The 16065-nt window shown below is 51.7% G+C and carries 11 protein-coding genes, 1 tRNA gene and 2 pseudogenes; 8 read left to right on the top strand and 6 right to left on the bottom strand.

What is annotated here, in order from left to right; all coding sequences use genetic code 11:
* Positions 1–55: 55 nt before the first annotated feature.
* Both D5398_RS24930 and D5398_RS24935 read right to left on the bottom strand, forming a co-directional pair.
* Positions 56–1111 (bottom strand): annotated as a pseudogene (locus tag D5398_RS24930) (tyrosine-type recombinase/integrase); the annotation flags it as partial.
* A gap of 198 nt (positions 1112–1309) precedes the next feature.
* Positions 1310–1394: transfer RNA gene (locus D5398_RS24935), tRNA-Leu, on the bottom strand.
* Between the two features lie 219 nt (positions 1395–1613).
* Between D5398_RS24935 and ampH the strand changes: the two genes are divergently transcribed.
* Complete coding sequence (gene ampH / locus D5398_RS24940; RefSeq protein ID WP_120509989.1) at positions 1614–2753, top strand: D-alanyl-D-alanine-carboxypeptidase/endopeptidase AmpH; 1140 nt, start codon at positions 1614–1616, stop codon at positions 2751–2753.
* 73 nt (positions 2754–2826) lie between these two features.
* Here ampH and lptG read toward each other — a convergent pair whose 3' ends face one another.
* Both lptG and lptF read right to left on the bottom strand, forming a co-directional pair.
* Positions 2827–3897 carry an LPS export ABC transporter permease LptG gene (gene lptG, locus D5398_RS24945; RefSeq protein WP_120509990.1) on the bottom strand — a complete coding sequence of 357 codons (1071 nt, stop codon included), beginning with the start codon at positions 3895–3897 and terminating at the stop codon, positions 2827–2829.
* The gene (gene lptF, locus D5398_RS24950) at positions 3897–4991 is read right to left on the bottom strand and encodes an LPS export ABC transporter permease LptF (RefSeq protein WP_120509991.1); all 1095 of its coding nucleotides are present in this window, start codon (positions 4989–4991) and stop codon (positions 3897–3899) included. Before lptF ends, lptG begins: the two co-directional genes overlap by 1 nt.
* 277 nt (positions 4992–5268) lie before the next feature.
* On the opposite strand from lptF, the gene pepA reads away from it, so the two are divergent.
* The 7 genes from pepA (at position 5269) to D5398_RS24990 (ending at position 14830) form a co-directional block, all read left to right on the top strand.
* The gene (gene pepA, locus D5398_RS24960; protein WP_120132583.1) at positions 5269–6780 is read left to right on the top strand and encodes a leucyl aminopeptidase; all 1512 of its coding nucleotides are present in this window, start codon (positions 5269–5271) and stop codon (positions 6778–6780) included.
* A gap of 116 nt (positions 6781–6896) precedes the next feature.
* Positions 6897–7382, top strand: a complete 486-nt coding sequence (locus D5398_RS24965; protein WP_120509992.1) for a DNA polymerase III subunit chi — start codon at positions 6897–6899, stop codon at positions 7380–7382.
* Complete coding sequence (locus D5398_RS24970) at positions 7375–10230, top strand: valine--tRNA ligase (RefSeq protein ID WP_120509993.1); 2856 nt, start codon at positions 7375–7377, stop codon at positions 10228–10230. The genes D5398_RS24965 and D5398_RS24970 overlap by 8 nt, the downstream gene beginning before the upstream one ends.
* Before the next feature lie 142 nt (positions 10231–10372).
* Positions 10373–10876 carry a GNAT family N-acetyltransferase gene (locus D5398_RS24975; protein ID WP_120509994.1) on the top strand — a complete coding sequence of 168 codons (504 nt, stop codon included), beginning with the start codon at positions 10373–10375 and terminating at the stop codon, positions 10874–10876.
* Positions 10877–10919: 43 nt separating this feature from the next.
* On the top strand, positions 10920–11660 hold the full coding sequence (locus D5398_RS24980) for a MurR/RpiR family transcriptional regulator (RefSeq protein WP_120132587.1): 741 nt from the start codon (positions 10920–10922) through the stop codon (positions 11658–11660).
* 147 nt (positions 11661–11807) lie between these two features.
* A complete protein-coding gene (locus tag D5398_RS24985) occupies positions 11808–13340 on the top strand; it encodes a PTS transporter subunit EIIC (RefSeq protein WP_120509995.1) in 1533 nt (510 codons plus the stop codon).
* Positions 13341–13396: 56 nt separating this feature from the next.
* The gene (locus D5398_RS24990) at positions 13397–14830 is read left to right on the top strand and encodes a 6-phospho-beta-glucosidase (RefSeq protein ID WP_120509996.1); all 1434 of its coding nucleotides are present in this window, start codon (positions 13397–13399) and stop codon (positions 14828–14830) included.
* 303 nt (positions 14831–15133) lie between these two features.
* Here D5398_RS24990 and D5398_RS24995 read toward each other — a convergent pair.
* Together D5398_RS24995 and D5398_RS25000 are read right to left on the bottom strand one after the other, a co-directional pair.
* Positions 15134–15316 (bottom strand): annotated as a pseudogene (locus tag D5398_RS24995) (contractile injection system protein, VgrG/Pvc8 family); the annotation flags it as partial.
* A gap of 207 nt (positions 15317–15523) precedes the next feature.
* Positions 15524–15994 (bottom strand): Hcp family type VI secretion system effector, encoded by a 471-nt coding sequence (locus D5398_RS25000; RefSeq protein ID WP_120509998.1) that lies wholly within the window; start codon positions 15992–15994, stop codon positions 15524–15526.
* Positions 15995–16065: the final 71 nt, after the last annotated feature.

Raw genomic sequence — 16065 nt, forward strand, 5'->3', positions numbered from 1 at the left:
GCCAGAAGAATATCGGCTGATGGCCGAAAACCCGGAAGTCTCAAAAAGTGCCTGGAACTAAAGCTGGGATACTTACAGTTCTGAAGCCATGACCGTAAACCTCGACTTTCGTATCGTAGCCCATTACCCGAAGTGCATTGTTTACCGTATTTTCACTCATTGGTTTACGCGGATCATGATCGCCAACGAAAATTAAATCGCGATTACCATTTAGCCGTTTTATTTTCTCAAGGACTGCAAGGGCCTGACGAGATAAAGGTACCAGGTGCGGCGTACGCATCTTTGACCCGCGGTGAGAGTGCTTAACGCCTTCCAAAGGTTCGCGGTCTGCCGGTATCGTCCACATTGCTGTCTCGAAGTCGATCTCTGACCAGCGGGCGTAACGCAGCTCACTTGAACGGATAAAGACAAGCAATGTCATCTCTATTGCCAAACGAGTGAGCGGTCTGCCGGTGTAGGTGTCGATACGGTGAAGTAGTTCAGGAGTACGGCTAAGTTCTAAGGCGGGACGATGTTGCCGTTTTGCTGTAGCGACGGCTCCAGCCATTTCCTGCGCGGGATTGTAGTCGGTTAAACCGCTTTGTACGGCATAGCGCATGATTGCGGTGATTCGCTGCTGAAGACGAGAACCAATCTCAAGACGTCCAGACTTCTCTACGGCTTTAATGGGTGCCAGCAAATCGCGGGTTTTAAGTTCGGTGATATTGCATTTACCGATAGAGGGGAAGAGGTTGTCCTCGAGGGTTTTCAAAACACGATTGCTATGATCCTTCGACCACTTCTTATTCGTAGCATGCCATTCAATCGCAACTTCTTTGAATGTTCGAGTTTCAGCCTGCTCGATCTTATCTGTTTTCTTTTTATCACTAGGGTCAATGCCGTTCGCTAACTGCTTACGGGCTTCATCACGTCGCGCCCTGGCATCAGCAAGCGTTACTTCTGGGTATATACCCAGCGCCAGCATCTTCTCCTTACCATCAAAGCGATAACGTAAGCGCCAGTACTTTGAACCGTTAGGATGAACCAGCAACACCATGCCATCGCCATCTGTGAGCTTATACGCTTTAGCTTCAGGCTTGGCTGTACGAACCTTCACATCACTCAGAGCCATGTTGAATATCCTTTCAAAGGTTCTGTGTGGGTACAAACATTATCGAACCAGCATATATACTCGGTTCTATACTCACAACCATGTTGATGTGGGGTAACTCAGATTGACGTCGGTTGACTGAAAAGCGGGGCAAAGCCTTGCGGGGACTGGATTTTAGGCATAAAAAAAGACCTCAGTTGAGGTCTATTTACATACTAATGGTGCCGAAGGCCGGAATCGAACCGGCACATCTTTCGATGGTTGATTTTGAATCAACTGCGTCTACCGATTTCGCCACTTCGGCACAGAAAGTAGTATGCGGAAAACGTGGGCATTATACCCAGCCCAGCGGGTCACGCAATAGTTATCCCGTCTTGTACGGTTTAAGTGTTGAAAAAACAGACACGAACCGCAGCTCAGAGGGGTTTTGCTGACAAAAAACTTCGATTTGCCTGCGTTTTTCCGATGCCGTTTTTCAAAGTTCGCATTAGTATACAAATCACGAATAGATCTTGCCCTGTTGATGGATACCAGCTTGTTGAAAAAACTCTCACTTTCGCTCCTCGCGCTGGCCTTCGCCAGTACGCCTTTATGGAGCCACGCGCAGACTAATGTGCGTCTGGCGTCGCAGGTCGTGGATGACCATGCAGAACACATCTTTTACGGCAGTGGCGCTATGGGAATGGCGCTGGTGGTCGTTGATAATAATCAGCAAGTTTTTCGCAGCTTCGGGGAAACAAAACCGGGCTCCGATTTGCGTCCGCGTGAAGACTCCGTGGTGCGTATCGCCTCGCTGACTAAGCTTATTACCAGCGAAGTGCTGGTGAAAATGGCACAGCAGGGAAAAGTCAGCATTAATGACCCGCTGCGAAAATACGCCCCGTCCGGTGCACGTGTCCCTGCTTACAGCGGCACCAATCCGATTACGTTGCTGAATCTTGCCACGCATACCAGCGGTCTGCCGCGTGAACAACCGGGTGGCGTCGCGCATCGTGCTGTCTTCACCTGGCCGACCAAAAGCGATCGCTGGACCTGGCTGAGCGTCGCAAAACTCACTGTGCCACCGGGTGCCCGTGCGTCTTACTCTAATCTGGCCTTTGACCTGCTTTCCGATGCGTTATCGAAAGCCGCCAATCAGCCTTACACACAATTGCTGCGCGATCAGATTACTCAGCCACTGGGCATGATTGATACGACGCTGACGCCAAACGCCAGCCAGTGCTCACGCCTGATGGAAGGTCTCCGACCAAGTCCGTGCATCAATACCATTGCAGCGGCGGGCAGCGGCGGGCTTTACTCTACGCCAGCCGATATGGGCCGCTGGATGCGACAGTTCCTTGGACAGCGCACCACCACCGCCGATATGGCGCAGAAGATGTATTACAAACGCACGGACCTGGTCTCGCTCAAAGGGATGGATGTGCCGGGCATGGCGGACTCGCTGGGAATGGGCTGGGTAACGATGGCACCGACGCCATTACTGCCACGTATCATTCAGAAAACCGGTGGCGGTGGTGGTTTTATCACGTATGTCGCGATGGTGCCGCAGCGCGGTGTAGGCGTGTTCGTGGTAGTCACCCGCAGCGAGCTGACCAAGTTTAAAAATATGAGTGATGGCGTGAATGAACTGGTCGCGGACCTGGTGCGTAATAACGAAATCTGACGCTCCCGCTAACAATCTCTGGACGTAAAAAAAGCAGGCTTAGCCTGCTTTTTGTTTATCTGTAATGGCGGGTTTATCGTTTTTTCAGCAGTAAGAACATACTGATGACGAAGAACAGGCCGCTTGGTAACAGTGCGCCCAGAATCGGCGGAATGTTATAAACCAGGCTTAACGGACCGAAGATCTGGTCAAGTACGTAGAACAGGAAACCGAAGCAAATACCGGTGACCACTCGTACGCCCATCGGCACGCTGCGCAGGGGGCCGAAGATAAATGACAGCGCCATCAGCATCATCACTGCAACAGACAGTGGCGAGAAGATTTTGCTCCACATGTTCAGCTGATAACGTTTAGCTTCCTGCCCGCTCTGCTTGAGATATTTCACATAGTTGTGCAAACCGCTGATCGACAGTGCATCCGGGTCAAGCGCAACCACGCCCAGTTTGTCCGGGGTCAGATTGGTTTTCCAGACACCTGTCAGGGTCTGAGAACCGGTAATTTGCAGGTTGTCGGTCAGGTCAGACTCATCCACCTGAGAGAGTTTCCACTCACCGCCGTCGAACGTTGCCGAAGAGGCGTAACGGACTGACTGCAGTTTGTTCTCTTCATTGAAGTGGTAGATGTTCACGCCAGTCAGCTCTTTCTCACCCGCCACACGTTCAATGTAGATAAAGTCGTGACCGTCTTTCGCCCACAAACCGTTTTGGGTTGAAAGCAGTGAGCCGCCGTACATCTGCTGCGCACGATAGTTACGGGCCATTTGCTCGCCCTGCGGCGCAACCCATTCACCAATCGCCATGGTCAGAAGCACCAGCGGGATCGCCGTTTTCATGACCGAGGCAGCAATCTGCATACGGGTGAAACCCGATGCCTGCATGACCACAAGTTCACTGCGCGTGGCCAGCGTACCTAAACCAAGCAATGCGCCCAGCAGGGCCGCCATCGGGAAGAAGATCTCGATATCTTTTGGCACACTCAGCAAAGTATATAAGCCAGCGCCGGCGGCAGAATATCCGCCCTGCCCGACTTTACGCAGCTGATCGACAAATTTGATGATGCCGGAGAGTGACACCAGCATGAACAACGTCATCATGATGGTGTTGAAAATTGTGCGACCTATGTAACGGTCTAATACGCCAAACATCAGGCAACTCCTCTCAGACGTGCCCGGAACTTGCGAACCGGCAAGGTATCCCACGCATTAAGCACCAATGCCAGTGCAAAGTAGAGCAGGTTCGTCCCCCACATCCAGACGAACGGATCCAGCTTGCCCTTCGCGCCGTTAGAGCGCAGAGAGGTCTGCAACAGGAAGAAAATCAGATACAGCAGGATAGCCGGCAGCATGCTGAGAACGCGGCCCTGACGCGGGTTCACGACGCTGAGTGGCACCACCAGCAATGCCATAATAAATACGGAGACAATCAGCGTTAAACGCCAGTTCAGCTCTGCGCTGGCTTCCGGTTCACTGGAATTCCAGAGTTGCGTCATGGTCATCTGATCAGACTGATTCGGATCAAGCTGCACAGTCTGGTGGCCGATAACCGCAAGATAATCGGTGAAGTCCGTGACGCGGAAATCGCGCAACAATGCGGTGCCTTCGTAACGCGTACCTTTATCCAGCATTACCTGTTGTGAGCCGTCAGCGCGCTGCAGCATATGTCCTTTATCTGCCACAACGACAGAAGGACGCTGATTGCCGTTCGGGCGCAGCTGAGCCAGGAAAACGTTATGGAATTCTTTGCCTTTTACGCTGCCCACGAACAGAACTGCATTGCCGTTTTGTGCCTGCTGGAACTGGCCTTCAACCATCGCGGCCATACTCGGGTTCGCTTTCGCTTCGGCCAGCACTTCGTCCTGATGTTTCGACGACCAAGGGCTGAGCCAGATGGCGTTAGCGCCAGCAAAGATTGACGTAAATAACGCCAGAACCAGTGCAGCGATGACCAGTGAGCGTTTTCCGAGACCACAGGCGTGCATGACCGTGATTTCACTGTCGGTATAAAGTTTACCGAGCGTCATCAGCAGGCCAAGGAACAGGCTGAGCGGAAGAATAAGCTGCGCCATTTCCGGAACGCCAAGCCCCAGAAGTGAGAGAACTAAATTTGTTGGGATATCGCCATCAACCGCTGCTCCGAGCACTCTTACCAGCTTCTGACAGAAGAAGATGAGAAGCAAAATGAACAGAATGGCAAATTGGCTCTTGAAGGTTTCCCTAACCAGATATCTAATGATGATCACGCTTAATACGCCTGTGAAAACTTGTCTTTTTGAAGGAAAATCGCTAGTTTCATCGCTAATCCGTCATTTATTCTCATCATATGGCAACCTTCGCAGCTAAAATAGTATTACAACACCGAGAATTGGGGTGTCCTATAGGAACTTGCTTATAGCCGCCAAAATAAAAACTAACGCCGTTTAGGTTAACACAGGTCGTTAACACAATGACGGGAGAGTGTCTCCGGCGACTCATTCTAGCCGTACCTCCCGCCCTTGTCTTTAAGATTCAGGAGAGTGCATGGAGTTCAGCGTAAAAAGCGGTAGCCCGGAAAAACAACGCAGTGCCTGTATTGTAGTCGGCGTTTTCGAACCGCGCCGCCTGTCACCGATTGCCGAACAGCTCGATAAAATCAGTGATGGCTACATCAGCGCCCTGCTTCGCCGTGGCGAACTTGAAGGCAAAGTGGGTCAGACCCTCTTATTGCATCATGTACCAAATATTCTTTCAGAACGCATTTTGCTGATTGGTTGTGGCAAAGAACGCGAGCTGGACGAGCGGCAGTACAAGCAGGTTATCCAGAAAACCATTAACACCCTGAACGACACCGGTTCTATGGAAGCCGTTTGCTTCCTCACCGAGCTGCACGTTAAAGGGCGTAATACTTACTGGAAAGTGCGTCAGGCTGTCGAAACCTCGAAAGAATCGCTTTATACCTTCGATCAGCTGAAAAGCAATAAAATCGAACCGCGCCGTCCGCTGCGTAAAATGGTTTTCAACGTGCCAACCCGCCGTGAACTCACCAGCGGTGAGCGCGCCATTCAGCATGGTCTGGCTGTATCAGCCGGTATCAAAGCAGCGAAAGATCTCGGCAATATGCCACCGAACATTTGTAACGCCGCATACCTGGCGTCACAGGCCCGTCAGCTGGCAGATGCATTCAGCACCAACATCACCACTCGCGTAATCGGCGAACAGCAGATGAAAGAGCTGGGGATGAATGCGTATCTGGCGGTAGGTCAGGGTTCCAAGAACGAATCACTGATGTCGGTGATGGAATATAAAGGAAATCCTAATCCGGACGCTAAGCCTATCGTGCTCGTCGGTAAAGGTCTGACCTTCGATTCCGGCGGCATTTCCATTAAGCCCGCGGCTGATATGGATGAAATGAAGTACGACATGTGTGGCGCTGCGGCCGTTTACGGTGCGATGCGTGTGGTGGCTGAACTGAATCTGCCGCTGAACGTGATTGGCGTACTGGCAGGCTGTGAAAACATGCCTGGCGGTCAGGCGTTCCGTCCGGGCGATATTCTGACCACCATGTCAGGCCAGACGGTGGAAGTGCTCAATACCGACGCCGAAGGCCGTCTGGTGCTGTGCGATGCGCTGACTTACGTTGAGCGTTTCGATCCTGAGCTGGTGATTGACGTTGCCACTCTGACCGGTGCCTGCGTGATTGCACTTGGTCATCACATTACCGGTTTGCTGTCGAACCACAATCCGCTGGCTCATGAACTGATCGGCGCGTCCGAACAGGCCGGTGACCGCGCATGGCGTCTGCCGCTGGCTGATGAATATCAGGAACAGCTGGATTCCAATTTTGCTGATATGGCGAACATTGGTGGCCGTCCGGGTGGTGCTATCACCGCAGGTTGTTTCCTGTCGCGCTTTACCCGCAAATACAGCTGGGCGCATCTGGACATCGCCGGTACCGCATGGCGTTCAGGCAAGAACAAAGGTGCCACCGGTCGTCCGGTTGCGCTGCTGTCACAGTTCCTGCTCAACCGCGCTGGCCTTGATGGCGATGAGTGATTCCTCTGCCAAATAAGTTATAATCTTCAGTATCAGGGGTTGGTTCGCCAGCTCCTCCACAGGCGGGCGCACCAGTTGCGCCCCTGTTTTTTTCTCAGCAGCACAGTGAACTCATCATGAAACAGGCAACCTTCTTTCTTCTCGATGCGCCGGATGCAAGTGGCGAGCTTAGCTCACACGAAGCGCTGGCCTGTCTGGTCGCCGCTGAACGTTACCGGATGGGCAAACGGGTTCTGCTGGCCTGTGAGGATCAGAAACAGGCTGAGCGTCTGGATGAAGCACTCTGGCAACGTGAGCCAGGCCACTTTGTCCCGCACAATCTGGCCGGTGAAGGCCCGCGCTTTGGTGCGCCGGTCGAATTATGCTGGCCGGGCAAACGCGGCAATGCACCACGCGACCTGTTGATCAGCCTGCTGCCAGAATTTGCAGATTTTGCTACTGCTTTCCATGAAGTGGTAGACTTCGTTCCTTACGAAGATTCCCTTAAACAACTTGCGCGCGAACGCTATAAAGCCTATCGCAGCGTGGGTTTCTCTTTGACGACGGCCACGCCGCCTTCAGTCACCACATCGACCGACGAAAATACAAAGCGAAATGGATAAGACATATAACCCGCAAGACATCGAGCAGCCGCTTTACGAGCACTGGGAACAACAGGGCTATTTCAAGCCGCATGGTGATACCAGTAAAGAAAGCTTTGCCATCATGATCCCACCGCCGAACGTTACCGGCAGCTTGCACATGGGTCATGCTTTCCAGCAAACCATCATGGACGCCATGATCCGCTATCAGCGCATGCAGGGTAAAAATACTCTGTGGCAGGCGGGTACTGACCATGCAGGTATCGCAACGCAGATGGTGGTTGAGCGTAAAATCGCGGCCGAAGAAGGCAAAACCCGTCACGACTATGGCCGTGATGCGTTCATCGACAAAATCTGGGAATGGAAAGCTGAATCCGGTGGCACGATTACCCGTCAGATGCGCCGTCTGGGCGACTCCGTGGACTGGGAGCGTGAGCGTTTCACCATGGACGAAGGCCTGTCCAACGCCGTGCGCGAAGTATTTGTTCGCCTGTACAAAGAAGACCTGATTTACCGTGGCAAACGCCTGGTGAACTGGGATCCGAAACTGCGCACCGCGATCTCTGACCTCGAAGTTGAAAACCGCGAATCCAAAGGTTCCATGTGGCACCTGCGTTATCCGCTGGCTGACGGCGCGAAAACCGCTGAAGGTAAAGATTATCTGGTCGTCGCCACTACCCGTCCGGAAACCGTAATCGGTGATACTGGCGTGGCGGTTAACCCGGAAGACCCGCGTTACCGGGATCTGATTGGCAAAGAGATCATTCTGCCGCTGGTGGGACGTCGTATTCCGATCGTCGCCGATGAACATGCCGATATGCAAAAAGGCACCGGTTGCGTGAAGATCACCCCTGCGCATGACTTTAACGACTACGAAGTCGGTAAACGTCACGGCCTGCCGATGATCAACATCCTGACTTTCGATGGCGATATCCGCCAGACCGCTGAAGTGTTCGACACTAACGGCGAAGAAAGCGATGCATGCGCCAACGATATTCCTGAACAGTTCCGTGGCCTTGAGCGTTTTGCGGCGCGTAAAGCCGTGGTCGCAGCGTTTGACGAAGCCGGTCTGCTGGAAGAAATCAAACCTCACGATCTGACCGTACCTTACGGCGATCGTGGTGGCGTGGTTATCGAACCCATGCTGACTGACCAGTGGTACGTCCGCACTGCGCCGCTGGCGAAAGTTGCAGTGGAAGCCGTTGAACAAGGCGACATCCAGTTCGTGCCGAAACAGTACGAAAACATGTACTTCAGCTGGATGCGTGACATTCAGGACTGGTGTATTTCCCGTCAGCTGTGGTGGGGACACCGCATTCCGGCGTGGTATGACGCCGAAGGCAATGTCTTTGTTGGCCGCGACGAAGAAGAAGTTCGTAGCGAAAACAATCTGGGCTCAGACGTTGTTCTGACTCAGGACGAAGACGTGCTCGATACCTGGTTTTCTTCCGGCCTGTGGACCTTCTCCACACTGGGCTGGCCAGAACAGACGCCTGATCTCAAAACTTTCCACCCTTCAAGCGTGGTCGTGAGCGGCTTCGACATCATTTTCTTCTGGATCGCGCGCATGATCATGATGACCATGCACTTCGTGAAAGACGAAAACGGCAAACCACAGGTTCCGTTCAACACCGTCTACATGACCGGTCTTATCCGCGACGACGAAGGGCAGAAAATGTCCAAGTCCAAAGGTAACGTTATCGATCCGCTGGATATGATCGACGGTATCTCGCTGGAAGACCTGCTGGAAAAACGTACCGGCAACATGATGCAACCGCAGCTGGCGGAGAAAATCCGCAAGCGCACCGAGAAGCAATTCCCGAATGGTATCGAACCGCACGGCACCGATGCCCTGCGCTTCACGCTGGCGGCTCTGGCCTCTACCGGTCGTGACATCAACTGGGATATGAAGCGTCTTGAAGGTTACCGCAACTTCTGTAACAAGCTGTGGAACGCCAGCCGCTTTGTGCTGATGAACACCGAAGATCAGGATTGTGGTCTGAACGGTGGCGAACTTGAGCTGTCACTGGCTGACCGCTGGATCCTGGCGGAATATAACCGCACGGTGAAATCTTACCGTGAAGCGATGGATAACTACCGCTTCGATCTGGCTGCCAGCATTTTGTATGAATTCACCTGGAACCAGTTCTGCGACTGGTATCTGGAGCTGACCAAGCCGGTCATGAACGGCGGCAACGAAGCGCAACTGCGCGGCACCCGTCATACGCTGGTGGAAGTGCTGGAAGGTCTGCTGCGTCTTGCGCATCCGATTATTCCGTTCATCACTGAAACCATCTGGCAGCGCGTGAAATCATTGAAAGGCATCACAGCAGAAACCATTATGCTGCAACCTTTCCCTGAGTTTGATGCTGCGAAAGCGGATGAACTGGCGCTGGCCGATCTCGAGTGGATCAAGCAGGCGATCATCGCCATCCGTAACGTGCGTGCCGAGATGAACCTGTCTCCGGCCAAGCCGCTGGAACTGCTGCTACGCGGCGCAAGTGCCGATGCACAGCGTCGTGTTGAACAGAACCTGAGCTTCATTAAGTCTCTGGCCCGTCTGGAATCTATCACCATTCTGCCTGCTGGCGACAAAGGCCCTGTGTCTGTCACCAAACTGGTCGAAGGCGCTGAGTTGCTGATCCCGATGGCGGGTCTGATCGACAAAGATGCAGAACTGGCGCGTCTCGACAAAGAAATGGCGAAGCTCGACGTTGAGATTGCATCTATCGAAGGCAAACTGTCTAACGAAGGTTTTGTGGCGCGTGCACCTGAAGCCGTTGTCGCGAAAGAACGCGAACGTCTGACAGCCTGCGGTGAAGCGAAAGTGAAACTGGCCGAACAAAAAGCCACGATTGCTGCGTTGTAATATCGCGAAGGAAAAATGAGAAAGGCCGCGCAAGCGGCCTTTTTTATGGGCACCCGAAAGCCAGCAACATTGCATCCGTGCTGCATTAAATGGTATTAAAACAGTCTGTTTGATTGCCGATTATTGAAACTGAGTGAGTAACATGACGACCACCTTTCCTGTCAGCGTGCTGGTACGCCCGATCCGTCCCGAAGATAATGCCGCGATCGCTAATGTGATCCGCCACGTTTCAGCTGAATTTGGCCTGACTGCCGATAAAGGCTACACCGTCGCTGATCCAAATTTAGATCATCTTTATGAAAGCTACAGCCAGCCGCGTTGTGCTTACTGGGTGGTAGAACTGGATGGTGTGGTTGCCGGTGGCGGCGGTGTTGCTCCGTTGTCAGGCGCTGAACACGATTTGTGTGAATTGCAGAAAATGTATTTTATGCCTTCTCTGCGCGGTCAGGGGCTGGCGAAACGTCTGGCGATTCAGGCTATTGAACATGCCCGCTCACAGGGTTTCGCGCGCTGTTATCTGGAAACCACCGCCAGTCTGACACAGGCTATCGCGCTGTATGAACGTCTTGGCTTTCAACACATTGACGGTGCGATGGGCAATACCGGCCATGTCGACTGTGAAGTGACGATGTTAAAACATCTCTGACATCGTTTTCGTTCTTTATTAGCTCTTTGCAAACAGGCATCACATGTTCACACACAAAGCCATTTCAGCGTTAAACGAACTGGAACTGACGGTTTATAACTACATCGTCAAAAATGGCGATAAAGTGATGTACATGACTATTCGTGAACTGGCGGATGCAGCTGGAGTATCCACCACAACCGTTCTGCGTTTCTGTAAAAAGATGGATTGCGACGGTTATTCCGAATTTCGTATTCGTTTTAAACTGTTTTTAGAACATGAAGAAAAGCCACCTGTTTCATTTGGCATCAGCGAAATCATCAGCTATTTCAAAAGTATTAATAATAGCGAGTTCGATGAATTATTAGATAACGCCGCCAGACAAATAGCCAACGCGCAACGCATTATATTTGTCGGTGTGGGAACATCAGGATCACTGGGTAAATACAGCGCCCGTTTTTTCTCTAATGTCGGGAAATTCAGCACCTTTATTGACGATCCTTATTTCCCGATCAACAGCGATATGTATAAAGATGCCATCGCTATTATTCTTTCGGTCTCCGGAGAAACGGAGGAAGTGCTGCGCTTTGCCACACAGTTCAGCCAGCACAACTGCAAGATAATCAGCCTGACAAACAGCGAAACCTCAACGCTGGCGAGGATGGCAGATCTCAACATCTCTTACCACATGCCGCAAATTGTGCTCGAAGGCCAATATAATATTACCACTCAGATCCCCGTACTTTATATTATTGAGACCATAGGAAAGAAATTACCTTTAATAAAACGTGACTCAGCGCAATGAAAAAACAGGGTGTTTTTAAGATGTAACAAATCACCTAAACTGTTTTTTGTTATATCGTGACAATACCCTTTCTTTTGCTACACTCCTGCCAACGAGTAAAAAAACAAAAAAACTCACCTCTGTATCCCCGCAGGAGAATAATAAAAAATGGCAATTGATTACGCTCAGACAGCTCAGGATATTGTTAAATATATTGGCGGTGAAAATAATGTGATAAGCATCACACATTGTGCCACCCGTTTACGTTTTGTTCTGAAAGATAATAAAGCGGTCGATAAAGAAGAATTAAAACGCGTCAAAGGTGTGATCACTGTTATAGAAGCCGGCGGTCAGATGCAGGTGGTGATCGGCAACCATGTCAGTGATGCTTATAAGCAAGTGCTTAAGCTGATCCACGTCGATGAAAATGCGCCAGTCTCTGCCCCTGACGTCGGGATTGTCAGTCGCGTCATGGACGTGATTTCCAGCATCTTCACCCCTTTCCTTTATCAGCTGGCGGCCTGCGGTATTTTGCAGGGAATTATCTCTTTCCTCGCAGCCATTGGTATTATGGATGCCAACAGCGGCACCTACCGTATTCTCAACTTTGTATCTTGGACAGCATTCACCTTCCTGCCGGTAATGATTGCGTTTACCGCAGCCAAAAAATTCAACGTCAATCCGTTTACCGCGGTAATTACAGCCTGCGCGCTGATCAGCCCCGACTACATGAATATGGTGACGGCGTTTAAGATCACCTCACTCAACTCCGCTGACCCGGCCATGCAGCAGTTGATGCGTGAAGCGGTTAGCAATCCTGATATTGCAAATATCTTGCAAAATGTTGTCGGCATTCCGGTTTCCGCGCCGACGCTCGATTTCCTGGGTATTCCGGTGAAATATCTGAGCTATACCGCCTCTGTCATTCCGATCATCCTGATGGTTTGGGCGATGTCTTATATCGAACACTTCTTTAATAAAGTGCTCCCGGTAGTTATCCGCAACCTGTTCACACCGATGTTCTGCATCGCGATTATGGTACCAATGACCCTGCTGGTATTTGGCCCGGTCGGTAACCTGATTGGTGGCGCAATTGGCGGCGTTTATAACTATCTCTACCATCTTAGCCCGACCATTGCAGGCTTCGTCGTCGGCGCATTCTGGCAGCCACTGGTGACGTTGGGCGTGCACTGGGGCATTACGCCGGTTACCGTCGGCAACTACGCCACATTGGGTTATGACACCTTTACCGGCCTGCAGGCTTCCGCCGTCTTCGCGATGACCGGCAGCATGTTCGGCGTGTACCTGAAAACCCGCAGCCGCGAAATGAAGGGTATCTCGCTGTCCGCTGGCGTCACCGGTCTGTTTGGTATCACTGAACCTGCAATTTACGGTGTGGCGCTGCGCCTGAAAAAACCTTTCCTGTGCAGCTGCGTAGCGGGCGGTATCGGCGGTGCGATTGCCGGTTCCTTTAACGCCGTGTCCTGGAGCTACTGCCTGCCAGGTATCGCCGTACTGCCGGTGTTCTTCAAAGAAGGCCACATGCCGCAGTTCCTCGGTTTCCTGCTGTCGATTACCGTCGCCTTCGTGCTCGGTGCGCTGTTCACCTGGCTGGTCGGTTTTAAAGATGAACCCGATGTTGCCGCGATCAAAAAAGCACAGGCAGAAGCCCCGCGCACCACTCAGGCTGAAATGAATTAAATCTTAAATTACAGTTTATCGGGCGGACTTTTCCGCCCGCATCAAGGGAGAACGTAATGAGTCATCAGTTACCGAAAGATTTCTTATGGGGCGGCGCAGTTGCGGCGCATCAGGTGGAAGGCGGCTGGAATAAGGGCGGCAAAGGCATCAGCATTTGCGACGTCCTTTCCGGTGGTGCACACGGCGTTGACCGCGTAATGACCGACGGTGTGCTTGATGGCTACAGCTATCCGAACCACGAAGCTGTCGATTTTTACTCGCATTACAAAGAAGATATCGCCCTGTTTGCGGAAATGGGCTTCAAATGTTTCCGCACCTCTATCGCCTGGACACGCATCTTCCCGAACGGTGACGAGTTAAAGCCAAATGAAGCGGGTTTGCAATTCTACGACGACATGTTTGATGAGCTTCTCAAACATAATATCGAACCAGTGATCACTCTCTCTCACTTCGAAATGCCGTGGCATCTGGTGAAGGAATACGGCGGCTGGAAAAACCGTCAGGTGGTAGATTTCTTTGTGCGCTTCAGCCAGGTGGTGATGGAACGCTACAAAGGCAAAGTGAAATACTGGATGACCTTCAACGAGATCAATAACCAGCGCAACTGGAAATATCCCCTGTTCGGTTACTGCTGCTCCGGCGTGGTATTCACCGAGCAGGAAAACCCGGAAGAGACCATGTATCAGGTGCTGCATCATCAGTTCGTTGCCAGCGCAAAAGTCGTTAAGCTCGGTCATGAGATCAACCCTGATTCCCAGATTGGCTGCATGATCGCCATGGTGCCCTTGTATCCGTTCTCCTGCCATCCGGACGACGTAATGTATTCCGTTGAAGCGATGCACGAACGCTTCCTGTTCAGCGACGTACATATGCGCGGTTACTACCCGGCTTATGCGCTGAAAGAGTGGGAACGTCGAGGCTTTAACATCAAAATGGAAGATGGCGATTTGCAGGCACTGCGCGACGGCTGCGCGGACTACATCGGCCTGAGCTATTACATGAGTAATGCCATTTCCGCGCATAACCCAAGTGATGATAATGGCTTATCAGGCTTTGCAGGCAGCGTGCCGAATCCTCACGTGAAAGCATCTGACTGGGGCTGGCAGATTGACCCGGTAGGCCTGCGCTACACCCTGAATATTTTGTACGAGCGTTACCAGAAACCGCTGTTTATTGTCGAAAATGGCTTTGGTGCTATCGACAAAGCAGGTGACGACGGCGTCATTCACGATGATTACCGCATCGCCTACCTTAAAGCGCACATCGAGCAGATGAAAAAAGCCGTACTGGAAGATGGTGTGGATCTGATGGGCTATACGCCCTGGGGCTGCATCGATTGTGTGTCTTTCACAACCGGTCAGTACAGCAAACGCTACGGCTTTATCCACGTCGATAAAAATGACGATGGCACCGGCACGATGGCGCGCTCGAAAAAAGAGAGTTTCGGCTGGTATCAGAAAGTGATTGAGAGTAACGGGGAAGTACTTTAACTCTCAGAATTTTAAGTTTTTCTGGGAAAGAATTTTCCATCTTTCGTTATAATTTTCAATAAACTGAGGGGAGATCGTTTAGGCGTTCGCCCTCAGCAAGTTGAATTGTAAGTATCCCGCTTAACCGGCCTATTCACTTTTAGAGATCTTCCGACATACTGATTATGTCACCTGAGGAGATCGCTATGTGTAAGATCCGATTCACCGAGCACCCGATCATCGCCGTCCTGAAATCAGTCGAGGCTGGTCGCCCTGCATTTCACAGGCGATAACCTGCCACTGGCTGTTCAAATCTTCAAGAGGATGGACCGTCAGCGCAAAACATAAGCCCGGTTGCAGGCGGGGTGAGTTAGAACTCCCGGTGACCATATCCGCGTTATTGCGCCAGCCTTCAATCAGATAACGGGCAAAATCTTCGCCGTGCTGTTCGTCTTTAAAACGTCCCGGATAATCAAAAATTTCGTAGGCGGCATGCTGATAGAGCATCCGCAACGGCTGGCCAGCGTGACATCCAGAGTGAAGAGTTCGGATAGGCCTGTGAGAGCTGAAAGCTCACGACAGCAAAGGCATCTTTAGCCACACTGCCTGCCATAAAGGTAAAGCGGGTTCCGTGTAGGGGCATTGTCATAGTTCCTGGAAGCACGAAGGTAACGCCCTGCACTCCTCATGCAGGGCGTACTTGTTAGCCGGAAATTAAGATTCCAGCGGTGCGCGCCAGTCATCAGCGCCAGAAGTACCCGCCGATACGTGTTCCCACTCAATTTTGCGGTAAGCCAGAGAGACTTCGATCAATTGGGTGAATTCACGTTTTGCGGGGTCCTGGCAATGAGGCATATGACAATTGATATCCACGATGGTGGAATCCGTCAGTCGGGTTGTGAAGAAATGTTCCTGCTTCCCTTCAACCGACGTTCGGTACCACTTCATCTCAGTGGTCGGCAGCATTTCACCTGAAGCCAGTGCGTTATAAAGCAAAGGAACCGCTTTGTTGAGCGCAACTGTGAAAATAAACGGCTTGTGTGCACGTTGCCCGGCAGGCTGACCTGATTGCGGATCGGTTGGAACGGTAACGATATGTTGGAACTCCTGAACCAGCATTTCGTTTTCATGCCCCTGAACATAAATATTACCGACTGATTCAGAAGTGAAAGCACCCGCGGTGATATAACCCCGGTTGTCCGATTTTGTTCTGGTGCAGCAGCGGGAAAGCGCTGTCGCCCCTGAGCTTGTGCAAT

It is taken from the genome of Rahnella bruchi (assembly GCF_003614975.1).
GTDB classification, from domain to species: domain Bacteria; phylum Pseudomonadota; class Gammaproteobacteria; order Enterobacterales; family Enterobacteriaceae; genus Rahnella; species Rahnella bruchi.

Excerpts from the sequence above, each read along its gene's own strand:
- D5398_RS24975 (WP_120509994.1), top strand. The coding sequence starts at position 10,373 with ATGACGACCACCTTTCCTGTCAGCGTGCTGGTACGCCCGATCCGTCCC.
- lptG (WP_120509990.1), bottom strand. The coding sequence starts at position 3,897 with ATGTTTGGCGTATTAGACCGTTACATAGGTCGCACAATTTTCAACACC.
- D5398_RS24985 (WP_120509995.1), top strand. The coding sequence starts at position 11,808 with ATGGCAATTGATTACGCTCAGACAGCTCAGGATATTGTTAAATATATT.
- D5398_RS24965 (WP_120509992.1), top strand. The coding sequence starts at position 6,897 with ATGAAACAGGCAACCTTCTTTCTTCTCGATGCGCCGGATGCAAGTGGC.
- D5398_RS24970 (WP_120509993.1), top strand. The coding sequence starts at position 7,375 with ATGGATAAGACATATAACCCGCAAGACATCGAGCAGCCGCTTTACGAG.
- pepA (WP_120132583.1), top strand. The coding sequence starts at position 5,269 with ATGGAGTTCAGCGTAAAAAGCGGTAGCCCGGAAAAACAACGCAGTGCC.
- D5398_RS24980 (WP_120132587.1), top strand. The coding sequence starts at position 10,920 with ATGTTCACACACAAAGCCATTTCAGCGTTAAACGAACTGGAACTGACG.
- D5398_RS24990 (WP_120509996.1), top strand. The coding sequence starts at position 13,397 with ATGAGTCATCAGTTACCGAAAGATTTCTTATGGGGCGGCGCAGTTGCG.
- ampH (WP_120509989.1), top strand. The coding sequence starts at position 1,614 with ATGGATACCAGCTTGTTGAAAAAACTCTCACTTTCGCTCCTCGCGCTG.